This window comes from Aquibacillus halophilus (assembly GCF_009649745.1).
Lineage (GTDB): Bacteria > Bacillota > Bacilli > Bacillales > Amphibacillaceae > Aquibacillus > Aquibacillus halophilus.
In genome coordinates this window covers 50,806-71,535 of sequence record NZ_WJNG01000002.1, presented here as the reverse complement: position 1 = coordinate 71,535, position 20,730 = coordinate 50,806, and the positions used below count along the sequence as shown (strand labels likewise).

The window sequence follows — 20,730 nt, the reverse complement described above, 5'->3', positions numbered from 1 at the left end:
AATTGGGAGGAATCCGTATGCTTAATCCTGAAATTTTAATTGAGTTACAGAAATATGTGGAAGAACGTTTAGAGATAGAGTCATTCTCACTTAAATTAAATGAAAGTAGTTTTGATCTATTTCAAGAGGTGCAGCATAGTGAAATAGATAATTTTATAAAAACCAAACGTAAACCTACACTTAACCAGGTGTTGTTTAATTTTATTGATTCAACTGGTGTCAAAGACTCAATTATTTACAAAAGAGCTGGTATTGATCGTCGGCATTTTTCTAAAATCCGGACCAATCCAAACTATCAGCCGAGAAAAAATACCACAATTGCACTAGCCTTAGCTCTGGAGCTTACAAAAGAAGATACTGATGAACTATTGGGTTCTGCCGGTTATTCTTTGTCGGACAGTGACACCAACGATCTAGTTATTCAATATTGTTTAGAAAAGAAGATTTATGATATAAATTTAGTAAATCAAGCCTTGGACCACTTCGATTTGGATCCATTAACAGGGCTACATTAATATGAAAATGCCTGCGCATGTATATTGCACAGGCATTTTCACTATTTTATATCACTAACCAAATCAACTCATTCTAACGGCCAACGCATCGCATTGTCTGACTTATTTCCCAATAAACAGTTGTGTCCAATAGTTCCCCTCATTTACATAGCCTACACCAATGTGAGTAAATGAGCTGTTTAATATGTTCTTACGGTGTCCCTCGCTATTCATCCATCCGTTTACAACAGATTCAGGCGTTGTTTGACCATAAGCAATGTTTTCACCGGCATTGCTATAAGTAATACCAAAACTTTTCATCATATCAAATGGAGATCCATAGGTCGGGCTAGTATGTGAAAAATAATTATTTTCCATCATATCAAGTGATTTTTTCCAAGCTACTTTACCTAAGTTAGTATCCATTAGTAATTTACTTAGCCCTTGTTTAGCTCTTTCTTGATTTGTTAATTCAACCACTTTTAATTCGAATTGGCTCACTTGATATGCGGGCTCTTGCTTAGGCTCTTCCTGTACTTCCTCAGTAGGTTCTTCCGGCTCTTCTTCTTTAGGTTGTTGCTCTGGCTTCGGCTGTTCCTCAGGTTCTAGTTGCTTTTCTTTAGGTTGTTCTTGCTTGTCTTGTTTTTGTTCTGTTTGTGGTTCAGCTTTTGATCCCTGCTTCAACTCAGTAACTTCTGCTTCCTTCTGCTTACTTAAATTATTATTCTGATCTGTAGTTGAAGTTTCCATATTTTCATTAGAATCGATTTCGATTTCAGATTTGTTGACCTCAGATTTTTCAGCTTCTTCATTTTCTAGTAATCTTTGATTGAAATTAATAGAGTTTTTAGCAACTAATGCTACTTCCCTCAATGCTAAAGATCGTTCATTTGTTTGGTTATCTATTTCTGATTGACTCAATGTCTCTGATGTACCACAACCCACCAACAGTATTGCTAAGAAGCTCATGATATATATTACTTTTTTCCAATTACCATTCGGAGCAAATACTGTTTTTCCGTCATCCTTGTTTAGACCAAAAAAAATATCCATCTATTAATCACCTTGCCAATCTCTGATATTGTTGGCTTAACTATATCAGAGATTGACAAGGTATAATAGACCTTTTCTCCACACCTAGATTTTACAACACAAAAGCTTGAGTACAAGACTCAAGCTTTTGTTTCTTCATATAGACTAGCTTATATTTTCCCTTCATAATTAATCCAGTCAAAGTATGCTGGAGTACTGCTGTCTTTGCCATTTCCCGTGGCATATAACCCTAGACAGACACCAGTGAAAACAGCACCATAACCACCATTTTCCTCTTTAGATAAATGTTTTTGCTCAGCGTTTCCCAGTACTTCCCATTGATTCTCTTTTTCAGCAAATTTAAAATAATAATTTTCATTATCAGAAGAAATACTTAACTGAATCTTGCTGTTTTGTAGGGAATGACGAGCAATTTCTTCAGTTTTACCTTTAATCGTAGTTGAAGCAATAACAAATCTTTCATTGTTTATTTGCTTGACACTAAGATCATAGTGATTTTCCTCATATAATCTAGCCGTTAATCCAGCTTCTTCTCCATCATTTTTAGGATCGAAATCAAGTAGAGTACTAACCTGCATTTGAGCATCCTGTTGTGGGTTGGAAATAAAAGTTGGTACACCTGTTTTATCATCTAAGTTGTCGGCAACTCCCAACAATCGAAGCCAGCCTTTACGCTCAGTTAAGGAATAGTTGTCATCATCTTTTGCTCTAAGAAACAACCACGACGGTGCCAAAACGTCCTCATTAAAATCATCTTTACTTACATGAAATTCTTTTACATTTGAATCTCCTAAAAGATTATCGGTTTCCATCATTCGATCAACATTACCCTCATTATTATCGATTAACGGCCAACCGTCTTCTGTCCACGTTACAGGTGCTAAAAACACCTCTCGCCCTAGAATGGTGTACTTTTGATTTACTGGACGAGTTCCCAAAAAAACAGCCCACCAGTTACCATTTTTATCTTCAACGAAATCAGCATGTCCGATGTTTTGGACAGGATGATTTGGCATTTTATTATGAGTTAGAATCGGTGATTTAAATAATTCAAAGGGACCATTTGGATCGCTACTTCTAGCAATAATTGCTCTATGATCCTCTCCTGTTCCACCAGAAGCACATAAGAGAAAATACGTGCCATTTATTTTGTATAAGTGCGGTGCTTCAGTCCATTGACCTCCATCGCCTTCAAAAATAACAACTGGCTCAGTTAAGGCTTCACCTGTCTTACTATCAATTTCATATTGAATAATATGAGAATCATATCCCTCACTATTCTGAATGGTGACATATACTTTTCCATCATCATCGAACATTAATGAAGGGTCAATATTTCCATATGGAATTTTAATTGGATCTGACCAAGGGCCTCTTGGGTCTTCTGCTGTTACATAAAAATTCCCAATGCCTGATACAATTGTTGTTATCATATAAAAAGTTCCATTATGGTACCTTAATGTTGGAGCATAAACCCCTCCAGAGCTCTTTACATTTTCAAGGTTTAATTGACTTTTTTTTGTTAAAACACTTCCTATTTGCTCCCAATTAACTAAATCCTTACTATGAAAAATTGGTACACCTGGGAAATACTCAAAAGAACTGGTTACTAAGTAAAAATCATCTTCTCCTACCCTTACAATACTTGGATCTGGATAAAAACCAGGAATAACTGGATTTAGATAATGCATCTGTAAAATCTCCATTCTGTATAAAAATTTAAATACTCTTACTTATGTATAGGCTTACAAAACTAATCATTTGGAAAGACATGCTTATCATGACTGTCACAAACATTTAAATTATATCACCTTGTTAAAAAAACCTCTATGAATTGAACCAAGTATAATTCCTCTGCTACCATAAATAAAACTCATCCTTTAGGACGAGTTTTATCTATCAACCCTTGTTTAGTTAAGCTTCTGTTCGTCTTTACCTCTTATGATAATTTCATATGGAATATCAGTCACCTGTAGCTGTTCCTTTTTCACAGCAATTATTTCCTCAACATAATTTTCTATTTCCACGACTCTTTCATCGGTTTTGGAAACCCACTTTTCAAACCAACTTGGTTTTTCAATATTTGTCTTGATGATAATTTGCAAAGGCGCAGGATGAAACGAATAGGCAAAGCCACGATATTCTGCAAACTTTCTTTCCGCTAAATTACTTACAACGTGAAAAATTGGACTCCATTGTTGTTCTAGTTTTTCTTCAGCTGATTTTCTTGTAACGTTAACTTCAAAGATTTCCTTTGTGATCGAAGCAATTGAATCCTCTGCAACTGCTTTGATTTTATCTTTATTCTTTTTAAAATTTTCTACTGATTCATCCATACGTATATAAACTACATGCTGCTTGAGAGACAAGGAATCAACATCATACCCCTCTTCTCTTAAAGAGTCGGTAATTTGATTCATAATCTTACTAGAAATCTCTATCCGTTCTTTTTCTTTCTTTGAAGGTTCCGGTAAATCTTTCTTTTCTTTCTGCCATTTAATATCTAAATGTTCAAGACCGATGTCCTTTGCAAGTGAAGAAATTTCCTCTGTTAACTCTTTTTGATATTGGTCATTCACTTCATCGTTGCTGAAATGTATGATTATACGTTTGTTCCGTTCATCATAAGAAAATTCAGGCTTGTCACTACCTTCTTCCTCATACATATCATTGATGGCTTTCAGTAACTTGTCAATTTGGTCTTGCTCCCTTTCAAGGTCCTTCAAATCTTCACGAACGGTACTTTCTTCTGAAATCGCCTTTGTTTCTCCACTTAAGGTTGCAGTGCTAACGACACACAATAATACAATCAGAATTAACTTTTTAATCATATACACACACCTTTAATTTTATTATGTGTATGCTTTCCCTTTTGATTTCAAGTTATTCGAAAATTATCTATTGATATTTAGGTTAAACCTCTCAAAACTAAGCAAAAAAATAAAATCACCCGTAATCAAGATGACGAGTGATTTTTCATTTCTTATATAACATGTTTTACAGGTTCTCCGCATACCTGTCGTCAGGTATTCTATTAAGCATAACATAGAGACTTACATTCTCAGGTCCAGTATTGGAAAAAGCTAGCTCCTCGTCCCCAGTAAGAAATAGCGTATCTTCTTGCATTGCTACCACTTCTTCCCCATCAACTGTGAACGTTCCTTCGCCTTGCAAAACTAAGATTTGTACATTTGATTTAGGGTGTTTATGGGCCGGAAGAGATTGTCCAGCTTTGAAATTAAGAATAAATACTGTCGTTTTATCCTCTTTGAATACAACACGCTTGGTAAACCTTTCTTCACTAAATTCTAGAAAGTCTTTGATATTATGCTTTTTCAATTTTAGCATCTCCTTTAGTTGTACTTTTGTTCTAATTTAATTATAGTTGATAACCATTATCAATGGTGTGATTTTAAACACAGCTAACTTTAAAAAAATAGCCTGTTAGCTTTATATTTCAGTTAAAATGGGTATAGTTCTGAGAACTAGTACTAGATAATAAATACTTGACGAGGAGTTAAATACTATGACGAATCTATCATTTTCAATAAAAGGAGGTTGGCTGTTACTTCGGTCAATTGCGGTTATTTCTTCCAGTGTTACTACGATTGTTTCTACTGTTCTTCCTATTTACTTATATTATTCAATCCCTACTGAAGCTTTAATTCCCACATTCCTCTTGTTACTTTTTGCTGCCTTTTTAATTCATGGTGTCCTCACACATGTATTAAACGATTACTTTGATGATAAATCAGGAACAGATCATCATAGTCCGGCTATATTATCTGGTGGAAGTAGAGTGATTCAGATGGGGTTTATTTCCGCTTCATCCCTCTGGCGTTTCGGGAAAATACTTATTTTTTTACTAGGAATGACTGTAATCGGATTGGTTATTTTCGATTTTAATAAGATTGCAATTTTACTTATCATCGGATTATGGGGTTCAATCTCGTATTCTCTCCCTCCACTAAGGTTAAGCTATCGACCTTTTGTCGGTGAGTGGCTAGCAACATTTCCATCTGTGTTGGCTCTTGGACTAGCAGGTGCTTGGCTAACCTTAGATTCGATTCCACAATGGGCACTGCAAAATGCCATCATTAATGCTTTATTTTGTATCGCATGGGTAATGGTACACCATATCCCAGATCGTGATGCTGATAAAGAGGCAACTCCTAGCAAAATAACAAGTGTTGTGTGGGCTAGCGAAAAGTTTGGCCCCTTCTTCAGTCGGCTTCCTGCATTATTGTATTTTTTTCTTACCGGAATCTGTGCGTTCTGGTTAGGATTTGATCGGACAATCGCAATGGTAGGACTGATTATCCTAGTGGGAGCTGCTATTTTTCTAGTCATAAAAATGCAAGTCAGTGACCCAAATCATGTATCAGCCTATGAAAAAATCATCCTAATTTTGGCAATGATTAATGGTGTATGGCTTGGTATTTTCATTTAGCTATGCATAAAAAATCCTACTAGTTCTCCATGATTCCAAAATTGGTGCCGAGTCCTAGACATATTCACGATGGGCTTGGCACTACAATAGCGACAAAATAGGATCCCACTCCCCTCGACGTTTTTCTTCTTATCTCAAATCAAAAATTAAGTTGTATCATTTACCTATTTTTGCAAGGATAACCGAAAACTACTTTACCTGTCGTAGTAATTATGTTACATTAAAATTACTACGACAGATGAAGTACGACTGGTGTATTAAAACGAACTAATCAATTTTAAAAATGCGCATATCAAACTAAACAAGGAAAGGAGCATACATTTGATCAGCAGTGATGTTATTCGAGGGTATAACGACACAATTATTCTATATTTACTACTAGACAATGATTCCTACGGATATGAAATATCAAAAAAAATTAAAAATCTTTCCGATGAGAAATATGTAATCAAAGAAACCACTCTCTATTCTGCCTTCAATCGTTTAATGAAAAATAATTACATTGAATCATTTTATAAGGATGAAACCTTCGGAAAAAGACGCACTTACTACAGGATAACCCAAGCAGGAATAGACTATTACAAAGAGAAATGTAAAGAGTGGGAATTAACAAAAGAAGTTATTAACCGATTTGTTAAGGAGGAATATTAAGTGGACACAATTATTAATTATCTAGATAATATGTTTGCGACTTTACCAAAAAACAAGAAAATTCTAGACCTTAAAGAAGATTTATTGTCTAGTATGGAAGATAAATATAATGAACTGAAAAGAAACGGGAAATCAGAAAATGAAGCGATAGGTATTGTTATCTCTGAATTCGGAAATATAGATGAACTAATTAAAGAATTTGACATAGAACTTGATGATCAATCAGAAGAACTTCCTATGCTTACTGAGAATGAAGTAAATGATTATTTGGAGGTAAACAAAAAGGCTAGTAAATTGATTGGTTTGGGGGTAACTTTCTGTATCCTTGGTGCAGCGCTACTAATCTTAATTACTCAATTAATTGGAGATGGTTTGATAACAGGCGTATCTGACAACTATGCTGGTATTGTTGGTCTTATTCCATTGCTATTACTTGTTGCGGTAGCTGTTGGTTTATTTATCTATAGCGGAATGACCACAGATAGATTCAAGTATATCGAGAATGATTTTGAACTTCCAAGCCATTTGAGACAATCTATTAAAAACAAAAGTAATTCGTATGATCCAACCTATACCAAAGCTATAATTATCGGTGTAGTTCTATGTATTGTCTCACCAATTTTTCTATTTATAACAGCCCCGATGAGTGAAAGCGCATCATCCTATGGTGTAGTTGTACTATTAATGATCGTTTCTGTCGCCGTTAACATTTTTATTTATTTTGGCATGAAAAAGGAAAGCTATAAAAAGCTTTTAAAAATTGATGAGTACACTCATAGTAATAAACAAAAAAACAAAGTAATTGGCGCGATCGGATCAATTGTATGGCCTCTTGCTGTTATCATCTTTTTAGTCAGTGGGTTAGTTTTTAATCAATGGCATATTAATTGGATTGTCTTTCCTATAACTGGGTTACTATTCGCAATGTTCAGTGGAGCTTATTCCATTCTCAAAGAGAAGAATTGATCGATAACTAAGAGTTATACTAAAAAAAGATGCCAGGTTCCCATTGAAGAACACCTGGCATCTACTGCAATATTTACTTCTATATTCATATACCTAGTTAGCATCAGGAAAAAATTCGTCTACTAAATATTGACTGATGCCTTTCTAAATACTTCTATTCCCCACCATAAATCTCATTTAGCTTTTCCTCTTACAATTTTTAAAAGTTGTTCTCTAAATAAAGCAGGTCAAATTAGCTCTCGAAAATTCTTCAAAAGAGCGTGGTGTTTTTCCTGTTAACTCAAAAAATTCATTAGACACATGTTTGGCCGTGCCCATTCTCGTCATAAAATAAAGAGCTACTGTCACATTCACATATTTCTTATCTAACCCACGTTTATTAATATAATATCTTCTATATTTTAGATATCCTGGTTTTGCGTAGGTAATCCCTTTGCCAGTCACCCTACTTAAAATTTCTGCTACCTGATAATAGTCTAGAGCTTCAGCCCCGGTAATTGTATGAGCAGTATTTTTAAACTTATCAGGCTGATGTAGAACGGTAGCGACACTTAGCCCAATATCAGCAGCATCAATAAAGCTCGTTTTACTTTTTCCAGCTGGGACAAAAATCTGATTCTTTTCTCTAATCTCAGTAGAATGAATTCCTGATAAATTCTGCATAAAAAATCCTGGTCTAATATGTGCATAAGGTATTCCGGTTGCTTCAATATACTTTTCGATTTTATGATGTGGAGGAATCGTATTCGTTTCTACGCCCATTAACGACAAAAACGAAACCAATTGAATGCCATGAGCTTTCATCGCATCAATAAATGGGTATAAATTGCCTGGTTTTCCGAGGTGAGGTGGCCTCATTAAAAAAACTCTGTCTACACCCTCAAGTGCTTGATCAAATGAATCTTGAGCTATTAGGTCTAGATAAACGAGATCAACCCTATCTTTAAAAAGATTTGCTAAATTTTCTAGATTGGTTCCAGCAGCTACCACTTTTTCTCCCTTTTCCAGCAATTTATCGACCACATATCGACCGACATTACCCGATGCACCTATCACTAATATTTTCATGAATATCTTCCTCACTCACCATCGTATTTGACTGGGACACAGGGACAGGCTCCTTGTCCCTCTTCATTCCCATCTAAAAGTACGACTTGCTACAAAGAAGGCGCCAATAGCCCAGCCGGAAAGGATTAGTATTTCTAGCCATTGCCCGGTTATCGGTGTTCCCACATTCATGGTTTCACGGAGCGCCGTGCTTAAATGAGCAATCGGTAAAATTTGTACAAAAGGTTGGAGAAATTCAGGCATATTGCTAATTGGGAAAAAGACACCACCCAGGAACAGCATAGGGAATGTAACAAATCCAGCAATTGGACCAGCACTTTCAGGATTTTTGGCAACACCAGCAATGATAAAACCAAGCGCCATAAACGCCAAAGTTCCTAATATAACTAAACCGATTAGCAGTAACCACGATCCATTAACACTAACTCCAAAAATAAAGTTCGCAATAAGCAATACCAGTAAAGCCTGTAATCCATTAAGGGCAAGTCTTGCAGTGATTTGAGCTGCTATAAACGTGGATGCTTTCAATCTAGTACCCTGCATTCTTCTTAAAATACCACGCTCACGCCAAGCTGATATTTGACCGGCTACGCCATTCATGTTGTTACTCATAATCATCATTGCTACGATACCTGGGACTAGAAAATCAATGTACTGAATATTTAAAGCGCGAACGCCCTGTGATTCAATTTCGACGATTGGCGAATAGTTCGTTAATTCCTTACTCCATTCATCAACTGTAGCATTGATAACCGTTAGCCCTAACTCTGAGGCAGACAAGTTTGTTTCATTATAGTACACAGGCAAGGAGTAAGCCGGATCGTCTTCTGTTCTGTTAGACACCGCGTTTCCATAACCTTCGGGAATATCTACGACGATTTGCAAGTCTCCCTTTTCTAAACGATCGAGGGCAATAGTTAAATCATCTGATATAGTTACATCCATCGCTTCTGTTTCTTGTAAGAGGGCAATAAATTCCTTAGACGCATTTGTATCATCTTGATTAACGATAGAAACCGATATTGAGACCCCTCCGCCGCTTCCGACAAATGACCCAAGTGCGACCATCAGAATAAGTGGGAAAAGTAAAGTGAAGAAAAGCACTTGACGATTGCGGGAAAAAATTAGAAGCTGAGCTAATGTTAGTTGCCAGTAAGCTTTCATTCTCGTAAACTCCTTCCAGTCATATGAATAAATACATCCTCTAATGTCGCTGTTCGCATCTGGAGATCCTGGAGGTTAATGTTTTTACTTGAAGCCTGTTGAATCAAATCGGTTAAACTCAGTTGAATGGAATCCGTATATAGTACATACCGATCATTTTGATTGCTAACTTGCTTAACAGCCTGTAAAGAGTCTAAAAAGGAGACATCTTCATTATGTAAGAGTGAAAACTCTATTGCGCTATCTGATTGAAGATTTTTCACTAATGCAGCAGGTGTATCGAGGGCAATTAATTCCCCCTGATCCATAATACCAATACGATCGCATAGTACATGAGCCTCATCCATATAATGCGTGGAAAGAACAATCGTCTTACCTCTCGCTTTCAAATTTTCGATGATACCCCAAAGTGTTCTCCGCGCTTGAGGGTCTAGGCCTGTAGTGGGCTCATCAAGAAAAACGATTTTCGGGTCATGAATAAGTGCCAAGGCAATTGCCAATCGTTGTTTTTGACCACCAGATAAATTTTTGACACGATCCTTTTTCTTTTCGGTTAATAATACTTCATCTATTAACTCTGGAATGGAAACATTACTCGGATAGAAGCTAGCATACATCTTCATAATCTCTTGAACTGTCAACAATTCAAACAAGGAGGTTGATTGGAGTTGGACACCGATCACTTCTTTTACTTCGCCTATTTCCTTACGTATATCAAAGCCAGCAAGTCTTGCCGTACCTTCATCAGGCTTTCTTAGACCAACAAGCATTTCAATCGTTGTCGTTTTTCCTGCTCCGTTTGGTCCAAGTAATCCGAAAACTTCTCCTGTACTTACTGAGAATTTCACATTGTTCACAGCGGTTTCTTTGCCATACCTTTTAACTAAACCCTCGACCTCAATCATATTTTCTGCCATCTGATCACACCCTTTCATCCTTAAGAAAACCTAACGTAGGAGGCTAATTCCTTCATTATAATTATAATTACACGCGGTAGTAATCTGCACGCCATTCCTTCACCGATTGCTTGATTTGTTCCGGCATTAGATTTTCTTCTACTGTTTTCAAAACTAAAGTCGGAAACTCTTCATCACTTGCAAATCGAAGTGCAATTAATTGTTTAATAGACAGGTTAATGTCTAGTCGTTTTCCTGTTAAAACAAAGTAACGAAAACTCTCTTCAGATCGAATGATACGATCCTGTAGCCTTAACACATAAAGCCTCATTTTTGCAACAATGAGAAAAAACATAACAGATCCAATTACTAGAATTACATTTGTTAATGAAAAATCTCCGTTTTGAGTTGCAGAAACAAATTGAATAATAGCAAGGATCACTATAATGATAACCAATGGTGCCAATACATAGTGAAAATGCGGATCAATCATTGCATGTTTTTTATAATTTTGTTCCAAATTCTAACATCCTTCCACTAAGGTTTTAAGTCTAGAACTCTATTATAACGGAGGACAGATTAAATTAACTACTTTTATAAACATCAGGAACTTATAAACTCAGTCACAGATTAATATGTGCTATAAAAATATTTAGAAGATCTAATACTGTGTTCAAAAAAATCAAAAAAACTGCCCTTATAAAAAGGGCAGTTGCATTTCTTGCTAATAGTTTATTTTTTAAAAACCCCAAACGGTTTTCCAAGTGGTAGTACTACTTTTTCAAAGTGTGTGTTTAACACAATTGCGCCTGATCCGTAAAAAGAAAGTAAGGCAATACACATTTCCGCAATTGCAGCCAACATGTGTGTTGCTTCATACATAACACCAAAAGAACTTAGCGCTAAGCCGATAAAAAGTAAATCAATAAAGACAAAAATGTAGAACAAGACTTTATGTGTTTCCATGGCCCCAATTGTCATAAAAATGCAGAATATCAAATAACCAATAAATGCAAAACCAAGTTGTCTAGGATCCCCGTTTGCAGCAAGTGTTTCGCCAAAAAAGCCTAGTTGAATTAACCACGTTGTTCCAACACCAAACCAAAATAGACCGAATGCACCAAATGCAGTTGTCCCGAAAATATTATTATGCTTAGCATCAAGTACCGCAGCAAATAATTGCGCTATTCCCCCTAAGAAAAAAGCCCATGGCAAAACATAAGAAAGTCCTTCTGTTAAACCTAATTTTTGTGAGGATGCTACCAAAGTTACCATTGCTAAGCCAAACAAGCCTAACGCGGATGGATCTGCTGTAGTAATTTTTATCTGTGTTTGCTGATTCTGAATGCCCATTATTTCCTCCTATTTAAAAACGTACTTATGTACTTTATAGGATAAGCAAAAAGGAGTCAATACACTCTTTAATGATTATATTTTTTTTATAATATCTTTGACAAAAATGTGTCCAACAAAAATATCAGGCACCGAATTGTCAATATCGGTACCTGACACAATAATTTAACTTCCCCATCAAAATGTTTATCGTCGATACAACTTACTTGCTAGATACAAAGTCAGGTTAGCCAATCAATTTGAGTGATTCTTGAATAAATAGTGGAATATCATCTGGCTGTCGACTAGTGACCAATTGATTTTGGCACACGACAACCTCTTGATCCTTCACTGTAGCCCCTGCATAAGCTAAATCCGTTTGAATCGATTTAAAACCTGTTACAGTCCTACCTTCTAATACTTTTGCTGTTATCAACAATTGTGGCCCATGACAAATAGCGAAAACTGGTTTTTCCGTGTCCATAAACTCTTTTGCAAAGTTAACGAATCGATCATCTGCACGAAGTTGATCAGGTGAAAATCCACCTGGAATAAATAATGCATCGAACTTATCTGGTGTTACATCGTCAATATTTTCATCAATCTTCACTATCGCTTCCCCTTGTTTTCCAGTAACCTCTTTACCTTGTTCCTTTTCGATTGTAATAACATCATGACCTACTTCCCTAAAGGATTGAGCAGGTTCTGTATATTCAACATCCTCAAAATAATCCGTTATTAGAGTAGCAATCTTAGCCATTAAATAGTCACTCCTTTAAATCTACTTTCTCTTTCTTATTATTAATTTACCACGAATTAAAAACTGGTAAACACGTTATTTAATAGGGAAAAACAACCAGTCCCCCTGCAAAAGTGGAGTGAATGGTTGTTTACTTTACTTTGGTCATTGATATTTATTTAAATGACAATTATTTAAATAAATCTGAGTTTTACGTTAATAAGATTAAGAGTAATAGCCCGATTCTAGCATCCTTCTCCACCTTTTCAATAAAATTTGTTCATAAAGTTGTAATCTCAGAATAATTTTATAAGTAAAAGGTGGGGTGTTATCATGGATGGTCACAAGAAAATGTGGATGGTTATCATTGTATTCGTTTTCTTTATCCTTGTTATCCTTGGTCTGCAAATCCTAATATTAGATAACAAAGAACCAGCTAGCAATCCCGATGAGGATGAGGTTTTTCAATCCCAAGAAATAAATTCGAAAATTCTTTTGAAAGAGATTGACTCTAATGAAGTCATACTGTAGCTATTTGTAAGGAAGGGATACTCATACCCTTCCTTTTTTATTAGGCTATTTTCCACAAGATCCTTTAAGCTTTTTATAGATTGATTCTAAATGATGTCTATCCAAATTCTGTAGGGAGTCCCATTCGATTGATTCGACAATGTAATAATGAAACTCCCATATTTTTCGTTTAATTATCCGATCATCGCTTGCAACAGCAATTTTATAGAGAATTTCAACTAAATTGTAGTATATGGAAACATCCCCATTGGCATAATGTTTAATCTGATAAAAACTTTTGTACAAATAATCTTCGAATCTTTTTGGATATTTTATGATCCGGAGATTGTTTTTTTGATCGGTCATGTAACGAACTTCTTTATATACTTTTCCGAGCTCACTTAGCATCGAACCAATCCGATTAATACTATTAATTGCCGTATGTGGATCATTAATAGATGGAGAAATTGCCTTCACAGCAATCTCAACCAGTTTTTGTATAATAAACTCGATATCCTCTATGTCTGTCCGTTCAGTACCAATAATAATGAGATCGAGCATTCTATCCATTTTCTCATAAGGTTGATCCTTAAAATATAGACTAGCTATTGGTAAATCCTTTGTAACATAATCACCAATCTGTACATGTAAATCAATGACACAACCATGTTTTGCTGCCAAATTAACGAGAGAAGTCCACTCAATCTTTTGGACATATCCACTCTCGATTGCTAACAGGTCTTGCATAGGTTGGTTTTTAATTTTATAAACTTCTTCTTCATCAAAGGATTCATGCTCTCCTATTTTTTTCTCGGCAAATGTGTTGTTTATTACCCTTGAGCTATCAAAACTAATCTTTCCTATTAAATTATTTACCTGAAGCCACCTAGCAGAATAATGAATGAAATAAACGAAAAAAGCTAGACATATGATAGCAATTACTGCCATTAGAATCGGCCCAATAATTGCTTCTTGTTTGTCCATCAATACTAAATAAGTTAATGCAAAAATAAATCCTAAACAGAACATTCCTAACACATGATGAGTCATTTTACTACGCATAAAATCCTGCAAGGTCCTCGGCGAAAACTGGGAGGAATATGTAGTGAGTACTAACATGATTACCGAAAAACTAATCGTGGTCATGGTAAGAATGGCAGTAACTAAGGCAGCATACAATGCCCTTGCCGTTTCTGGACTAGTGATTAGTATTTCAGGGATTTGATATTTAAAACTTGAAATAATCCATCTATCAGCATTATGAAATAAAATAACTAGAATCATCGCAATAATACTATAACAGGTTGGTACAAACCAGAAACTGTCGCGAATAGAAATCCATACTTTAGTTTGATTCATAAACAGTCCTCACCTCTCTCTATTATCTATCTATACCCTAAACTAAATAAAAACTCACATAGACGAAAGAAGTATCGTGAAATTTTACTACAGTTGGGTCAACTAATCTCATTAGTAACAAAAATTTTAGACCCTTGGATAAAAAAAATACTCATAGCTTAACGCAAAGTATGTGAAATCAGTCCATTATACTTTTGAAGAAAAAATATCCAATTATTTACTTTTAAGTCATTAAAAGTAATTCTAAGACAGCAAAAGACGATGGGATAAATACTTTTATCCCATCGTCTTTTGCCGTTCTATTAAGGCTCTTTCTGAGAAATATTTCCACCACAATAAATTTCATATTCCCTTTAACTTGTTCCATAGTCTTAGCTTCTACTAAAGAGCTAATTATGTTTGTTATTTTTAGTTATACCTGTTTAAGTTCCCATTTATTTATGTCTATAATCATTTTCCCTGTAGAGTGAAAATAAATAGAATCGTTTTTAACATCATCAAAGATTCGAGTAGTGAAGACTTCCTCTCCACCATTAATGAAAATTTCAATCGATGATGCATCTAAAAATATTCGAACATTTTTAAAATCATTCAGATGACATTGTCTTTTTTCTAATTGGTTACTTTTCATGCTTTTTCTTTTCAATGTTACTAACTTATTTTCTTGGTCAAAGAGGACTTGTGTGTTGTTTCCAAATGAAACAGAAAACTGTCGACTTGCATTTTCTTTTACCTCCAAAAACAATTCAACTGCATTGCCGTTTACACGAGGCATTTGAATTTTCTCGCCCTTAATGACCACATCACTGTATATTACAGCTTCTTTTCTTAAGTTAACAAGTTCCTCAACTGGATGCTGAAATAGCTTGCCGTCTTTCAATTCTAATTGACGTGGCATTGTCAAAGCATGTATCCAGTGATGAGAAATGGTTGGGTGATCCTGTTCATTTTCTTCAGGAACTCCCATCCAGCCAAACATTAACCTTCTACCTTTATTATCTACCGTTGTTTGTGGCGCATAAAAATCAAAGCCTCGATCTATCTCTTCAAAACGTCCATGCTGATATGAAACCTCTTGATAATCTAATTTCCCAACAAAATACCCAGACTGATAGATATTTTGATAATGATACCCTTCTGGTTCGATTCCTTGCGGAGAGAAAAGCAATACATCTTTATCGTTTAAGGAAAAAAGGTCTGGACACTCCCACATATAACCAAAATCCTGACGTTCTGTGATCGGCCCAAGAAACCGCCAGCTAATTAAATCAATTGATTCATATAACACAACTGTACCTGTCACTTGTTCTGTTTGAGCACCAATAATCATGTACCATTTCTCTTCATGCTTCCAAACCTTTGGATCACGAAAGTGGGCTGTATACCCGTTAGGCAATTGGACTACAGGTCCTTTCTTATCAAAATTAACTCCATCACTCGAAATGGCTAAACACTGATACGTCTCCCTATCACCATTTTCATCACGGACGTTTCCTGTATAAAAAAGGTACAGTTGATCTTCATGGACAATCGCACTACCTGAATAACATCCATTTTTATCAAACCAGCTGCTAGGAGCTAATGCGATAGGTTCTTCATGCCAATCCACTAAGTTTTTTGAAGAAAAATGCCCCCAAAATTTTGAACTATGATTCGTACCAAAAGGATTCCACTGATAAAACAAATGGTATTTCCCTTGATAGTACACAAAACCATTAGGATCATTGAGCAAACCCACAGACGGCATGATATGGTAATGTAATCGATATGGATCTTGCCTAACTTTATCTTGACTATTTTTGACTGCTTGATAGGCTTTTGTTTTTAACTCATTATCCGATTTTATGAAAGAATTATGTTCATTCATATTAAATCACTCCTTACTGTACGCTCGTTTTAACAACGGTTCAAACTCAGGTATGCTAAACCTTTTTCATTCAGTTGTGGCATCAAAAAGCAAAATTCTTTACTCTGATTCTGGAAGTTTATTTTTATCTGAATAGCCGAACATCCATGTAAGTGAAAATGCTACTCCAATTGCAATAATGTTTACTAACAGATAAAGAAGAATTTGCCCATTCAAATAGAGCAACGTACCAGGAATAACTGTAATGGCCATGCCAGTTCCCGCAAGATTAAAGATTGATGCGAAGAAACCACCTACAGCTCCACCAATAATCCCCATAAAAAATGGTTTAACATAACGTAAATTAACACCAAAAATAGCTGGCTCTGTTATACCCAAAAATGCTGATAACGAAGACGGTAAAGCAAGAGCCTTTAACTTTTTCGATTTAGTTTTTAAACCTACTGCTAACGCAGCTCCACCCTGAGCTGCAATTGAAGCAGTGATGATTGCATTAAATCGATTTTCACCAAAACTCTCTAATAATTGAATTTCTAATAGATTAAAAATGTGATGAACACCTGTCACAACAATAATTTGGTGCAATAAACCGATTAATAATCCTCCCAAACCTAAAGGCAAACCTAATACTGCAAGAGTACCTTCGAGGATCCAATCTTCTACTACGTGAAAAATCGGTCCAATGATGAATAATGAAACAGTAATCATCAATAAAAGTGTTAAAAATGGCGTTACAATAAGGTCTAAAGCATCCGGTACACGCTTACGAATGGTTCTTTCCAGTTTAGCACCAAGGATACCTGCAAAGAACGCTGGTAAAACAGAGCCTTGATAGCCTACTACTGGAATAAAGCCCAAGAAATACAGTGGATCTACTCCACCCCCAGCGACTCCCCATGCATTGGGTAGCGATGGACTGACTAACATTAATCCAAGCACGAGACCAATAATAGGTGTACCACCAAATACCCTAAATGCAGACCACGCAATTAATGCCGGTAAGAAAATAAATGCTGTATCCGTTAAAATCTCAGTGAATAAAATAAAGTTGTCTGATATATCAGCTGGTGTTAAGCCAAACAGTGCAAGAATTTGTTCCTGCAATACCAAACCACGAAGACCCATAAACAATCCAGTTGCAACGAGAACTGGAATGATTGGAACAAAAACGTCACCTAATGAACGAATTGCTCGTTGAAAGAAGTTACCACTCTTTCCCGCTTCTTTAGATTGTTCTGATTTACTAGAGCCATCAATACCTAATTTTTCAACTTCCTCATATACCTTGTTAACTGTACCAGTTCCCAAAATAACTTGATATTGACCTGAATTAAAGAATGCGCCTTTTACTTTGTCAATCTGTTCAACCTTATCCTGATCAATTTTATCTTTATCATTTACCATGATGCGAAGTCTTGTTGCACAATGTGCTACCGATGAAATATTTTCTTCGCCCCCGATAGCATCAATAATATCTCTTGCAATTTTTCGATTTTCTGACATGTGATTCACTCCCCATATTTTTTCAGTTACTATGGAATCGATTCCATAAAAGTTATGTGTAGATTAAACTTCAATTATTAATGGCCACTAGTGGAATCGATTCCACATAGTTGTAAAATGAAACTGGATTCCTGATTATGGACTCCAGCAAATTTTTATCTATTTTCTTCAATAAAATTAATTGTGGAATCGATTACACACAAAATCATACACTATCTCTTTCTATAAGTCTATAATTTGAAGTGATTTTTTTAAATTCTTTATTATGGTTTGTCGTTCTGTTTAAGATAAGCTTGGCTGCTTCGTGTCCTACACTCTCATTAAAGTAATCAATCGTTGTTAAAGGAGGCGTAACATACTTCGACATTTCTGAAGCTCCAATACCCGCAATCGCCATCTCATCTGGAATAGTATATGAGTGTTCATTTAAATATCTCATGGCCCCTATCGCAAGGCGGTCTGTTACTGCAAATACCGCTGTTGGGATTCGCGTTGAGTTTTGAATAATTCTAGCCATTGCTTCATAACCTGATTGGATATTAAAAACTCCTTTTTCTACCCAAGCATCCTCAACAGATAAATTATTATTATTCATCTCATCGAGGAATCCTTTCTTCCTTAAAAAACCTACAGCTCTGTCTGATTCATCCACACCAATAAATGAAATTCTTTTATGACCTTTTCTTACAAACAAACTCGTCATATCTCTTGCAGCATGATAGTCATCATACAAAACATTAAAAATGCCCTGAATTTCCTGACCAATCGCCACAAATGGTATATCCAATTGTTTTATCTTTTCTACTAATTCATCGTTAACATTGGTTGCTGCAAGTATGATTCCGTCCACCTGTCGCACCTTTAGTAGTTGTAGAAATTCAATTTCTTTTTGTCTGTCTAAATTGGTATTGGCTAACAAAATTTGATAGCCTGCTTCTGATAACACTTCATCGATCCCGGCTACTAGACGCCCAGAGGTCTCTGTTTTTATAGTAGGGAGGATGACACCGATTACTTTTGTCTTCTTTGTTCTTAATGACTTTGCCTGTTGGCTAGGTATATATCCTGTCTCCTCAATGACTTTGTTAATTCTTTTCCTAACATCCTCGCTAACATAGCCAGAATTATTTAACACCCGTGAAACAGTTGTTCTGGACACACTAGCCATTGCAGCTATCTCTTTAATAGTAGCCAAATTATCCCCCCTAAATTGTTGAGTGATTCTATTATACCTCACATTTTCTATGGTTTAAAATATCGCTCTGTAAAGAAATTTTCATTTCTTTTTTGTTCAAGCAGACATCTTAGACATTTTATATGACAAAAGTTCCAAAATTTACAACTTAAAATGGGATATATTACTTTTACACAGAAGAAATCCTATCTTCGTTTAACCTCCACAATCCGCAAAAAAAGTAGAAAAAGCTATGGCAATACGCCATAGCTTTTGATGTTGGATAATTTCTTAGAATATATCTATCACATAGGTCTACTAAATCTCCATGGAAGACGATTATTTCTAGCCTATAATCCTATGTTTTTGATCCGATCCAGTAAATCTGACGCTTCATTAATTGTTTTAACTATTTCCGAGTTTTCTAATTGTTCAACTGCTAATTTACCATTTTCTAATACTTTATTTATTTCATCTAATAAAATTTCATTCTTATTTACAAGACTTTCATGGATATCTTTCGCGATTGAGGGAGGGTCCACCAAATTAAACGCTTCTACTTCTTCTTTTAATGTCTGCAATTTACTTGCTAATTCTTCCCTTGCAGCAGGATCATTTGCGGCATCCTCTATCATTTGAGGTGCATTTTCAGCAAAGTCACTTAAGTTATTGATATGTGTCGTTGCTTCCTCAGTATAATCTATTGATTCATTCACTTCTCCTAAAAAAGAACATCCACTTAATACCATGATCAACAAAATAGACCCAAAAATTTTTTTCAATTCGTTCTCTCCTTCTTATCTCTGTTGTTCACATAAATATACGTATTATTTATCATTAAAGTTTCAAAAAAAAGATCAAGCAATCAAATAAGGACTTTTGTCCTAATTTGATGCTTAATCTTTATAATGATTTTTTCCTTAATCTCCGATGCTTTCTCTAATTGCTTGACCCAATCCTGAAATCCATTACGATTAATTTCTAATCCTTTGTCAGGCCGAAAACTCGGCAAAACCTTAACATCAAAATTGCTATCTTCTTTTATCAGCAAATGATAGTGTAAATTATCTACTGGATCGTCCGTAGTACATACCACGTTTACTTTAGATTGCCGAATGAAATCACGTACATTTAGTTCTCCACCTGTCAGTTTAGCGTTAACCTTTTCCCATACTACAGGTGCAGACTCTTCATTAAGTACTTCATAAACATCAAAATAACGTTGTAATTCAAGGTGTGTCCAATTATACAAAGGGTTTCCGATTAGCATTGGAACGGTTCTTGCCCATGCTAAAAATTTTTCGTAATCATCCGCATTTCCGGTAATGAATTCTTCTTCAATTCCGTTAGCACACATTGCACGCCATTTATAGTGATCACCATATAGCCAAACTTAAGTGACAATGATAGGCAAGTCTTTAGCATAGTCGAAATATAAACTCTTAGCTAAATCGTTATCTAGCAAGAAATTTTCATCCATGAATTTTTTTTCATAGTAACACTT

20 protein-coding genes and 1 pseudogene are annotated in these 20,730 nt (G+C 35.4%); 5 read left to right on the top strand and 16 right to left on the bottom strand.

Annotation, left to right across the window (positions count from 1 at the left end; all coding sequences use genetic code 11):
- The first annotated feature begins 17 nt into the window (after positions 1 to 17).
- Positions 18 to 515, top strand: coding sequence for a hypothetical protein (locus GH741_RS01630; protein WP_153735040.1), 498 nt, complete (start codon positions 18 to 20; stop codon positions 513 to 515).
- A 102-nt stretch (positions 516 to 617) separates the two neighbouring features.
- On the opposite strand, the gene GH741_RS01625 is transcribed toward GH741_RS01630, so the two are convergent.
- From GH741_RS01625 to GH741_RS01610, 4 genes are all read right to left on the bottom strand, one after another.
- A complete protein-coding gene (locus GH741_RS01625) occupies positions 618 to 1,547 on the bottom strand; it encodes a CAP domain-containing protein (RefSeq protein ID WP_240795376.1) in 930 nt (309 codons plus the stop codon).
- A gap of 149 nt (positions 1,548 to 1,696) precedes the next feature.
- Positions 1,697 to 3,238, bottom strand: coding sequence for a glycoside hydrolase family 43 protein (locus GH741_RS01620; protein ID WP_153735039.1), 1,542 nt, complete (start codon positions 3,236 to 3,238; stop codon positions 1,697 to 1,699).
- 219 nt (positions 3,239 to 3,457) lie between these two features.
- Entirely contained in the window at positions 3,458 to 4,378 is a 921-nt protein-coding gene (locus tag GH741_RS01615; RefSeq protein WP_153735038.1) for a hypothetical protein, read from the bottom strand.
- A 166-nt stretch (positions 4,379 to 4,544) separates the two neighbouring features.
- On the bottom strand, positions 4,545 to 4,895 hold the full coding sequence (locus tag GH741_RS01610) for a cupin domain-containing protein (RefSeq protein WP_240795375.1): 351 nt from the start codon (positions 4,893 to 4,895) through the stop codon (positions 4,545 to 4,547).
- 178 nt (positions 4,896 to 5,073) lie between these two features.
- On the opposite strand from GH741_RS01610, the gene GH741_RS01605 reads away from it, so the two are divergent.
- From GH741_RS01605 to GH741_RS01595, 3 genes are all read left to right on the top strand, one after another.
- On the top strand, positions 5,074 to 5,997 hold the full coding sequence (locus GH741_RS01605) for a prenyltransferase (protein WP_153735036.1): 924 nt from the start codon (positions 5,074 to 5,076) through the stop codon (positions 5,995 to 5,997).
- Positions 5,998 to 6,318: 321 nt separating this feature from the next.
- On the top strand, positions 6,319 to 6,648 hold the full coding sequence (locus GH741_RS01600) for a PadR family transcriptional regulator (protein ID WP_153735035.1): 330 nt from the start codon (positions 6,319 to 6,321) through the stop codon (positions 6,646 to 6,648).
- A complete protein-coding gene (locus GH741_RS01595) occupies positions 6,649 to 7,614 on the top strand; it encodes a permease prefix domain 1-containing protein (protein WP_338079193.1) in 966 nt (321 codons plus the stop codon). It begins immediately after the preceding gene.
- Positions 7,615 to 7,827: 213 nt separating this feature from the next.
- Here the strand turns inward: GH741_RS01595 and GH741_RS01590 are convergent, their stop codons facing one another.
- From GH741_RS01590 to GH741_RS01565, 6 genes are all read right to left on the bottom strand, one after another.
- Entirely contained in the window at positions 7,828 to 8,682 is an 855-nt protein-coding gene (locus tag GH741_RS01590; RefSeq protein WP_153735034.1) for an NmrA family NAD(P)-binding protein, read from the bottom strand.
- 63 nt (positions 8,683 to 8,745) lie between these two features.
- Complete coding sequence (locus GH741_RS01585) at positions 8,746 to 9,846, bottom strand: ABC transporter permease (RefSeq protein ID WP_153735033.1); 1,101 nt, start codon at positions 9,844 to 9,846, stop codon at positions 8,746 to 8,748.
- The gene (locus GH741_RS01580; protein ID WP_205677301.1) at positions 9,843 to 10,763 is read right to left on the bottom strand and encodes an ABC transporter ATP-binding protein; all 921 of its coding nucleotides are present in this window, start codon (positions 10,761 to 10,763) and stop codon (positions 9,843 to 9,845) included. The genes GH741_RS01585 and GH741_RS01580 overlap by 4 nt, the downstream gene beginning before the upstream one ends.
- 67 nt (positions 10,764 to 10,830) lie before the next feature.
- Positions 10,831 to 11,262, bottom strand: coding sequence for a DUF6526 family protein (locus tag GH741_RS01575; protein ID WP_153735031.1), 432 nt, complete (start codon positions 11,260 to 11,262; stop codon positions 10,831 to 10,833).
- Positions 11,263 to 11,474: 212 nt separating this feature from the next.
- Positions 11,475 to 12,095 (bottom strand): acetate uptake transporter, encoded by a 621-nt coding sequence (locus tag GH741_RS01570; protein ID WP_153735030.1) that lies wholly within the window; start codon positions 12,093 to 12,095, stop codon positions 11,475 to 11,477.
- 226 nt (positions 12,096 to 12,321) lie between these two features.
- On the bottom strand, positions 12,322 to 12,834 hold the full coding sequence (locus GH741_RS01565) for a type 1 glutamine amidotransferase domain-containing protein (RefSeq protein WP_153735029.1): 513 nt from the start codon (positions 12,832 to 12,834) through the stop codon (positions 12,322 to 12,324).
- A gap of 312 nt (positions 12,835 to 13,146) precedes the next feature.
- Here GH741_RS01565 and GH741_RS01560 point away from each other — a divergent pair, with 312 nt between their 5' ends.
- Complete coding sequence (locus GH741_RS01560) at positions 13,147 to 13,344, top strand: hypothetical protein (protein WP_153735028.1); 198 nt, start codon at positions 13,147 to 13,149, stop codon at positions 13,342 to 13,344.
- A gap of 45 nt (positions 13,345 to 13,389) precedes the next feature.
- Here the strand turns inward: GH741_RS01560 and GH741_RS01555 are convergent, their stop codons facing one another.
- From GH741_RS01555 to GH741_RS01530, 6 genes and pseudogenes are all read right to left on the bottom strand, one after another.
- Positions 13,390 to 14,682 (bottom strand): DUF2254 domain-containing protein, encoded by a 1,293-nt coding sequence (locus tag GH741_RS01555; RefSeq protein WP_153735027.1) that lies wholly within the window; start codon positions 14,680 to 14,682, stop codon positions 13,390 to 13,392.
- Between the two features lie 412 nt (positions 14,683 to 15,094).
- Positions 15,095 to 16,549: a glycoside hydrolase family 32 protein gene (locus tag GH741_RS01550; RefSeq protein WP_153735026.1), complete on the bottom strand. Its 1,455-nt coding sequence runs from the start codon at positions 16,547 to 16,549 to the stop codon at positions 15,095 to 15,097.
- Positions 16,550 to 16,648: 99 nt separating this feature from the next.
- Positions 16,649 to 18,052 carry a sucrose-specific PTS transporter subunit IIBC gene (locus tag GH741_RS01545; RefSeq protein WP_153735025.1) on the bottom strand — a complete coding sequence of 468 codons (1,404 nt, stop codon included), beginning with the start codon at positions 18,050 to 18,052 and terminating at the stop codon, positions 16,649 to 16,651.
- Positions 18,053 to 18,257: 205 nt separating this feature from the next.
- Positions 18,258 to 19,247: a LacI family DNA-binding transcriptional regulator gene (locus tag GH741_RS01540; RefSeq protein ID WP_153735024.1), complete on the bottom strand. Its 990-nt coding sequence runs from the start codon at positions 19,245 to 19,247 to the stop codon at positions 18,258 to 18,260.
- A 329-nt stretch (positions 19,248 to 19,576) separates the two neighbouring features.
- Positions 19,577 to 20,008, bottom strand: a complete 432-nt coding sequence (locus tag GH741_RS01535; protein WP_153735023.1) for a DUF6376 family protein — start codon at positions 20,006 to 20,008, stop codon at positions 19,577 to 19,579.
- A gap of 140 nt (positions 20,009 to 20,148) precedes the next feature.
- Positions 20,149 to 20,706, bottom strand: a pseudogene (locus GH741_RS01530) (glucuronate isomerase); the annotation flags it as partial.
- Between the last annotated feature and the right edge of the window lie 24 nt (positions 20,707 to 20,730).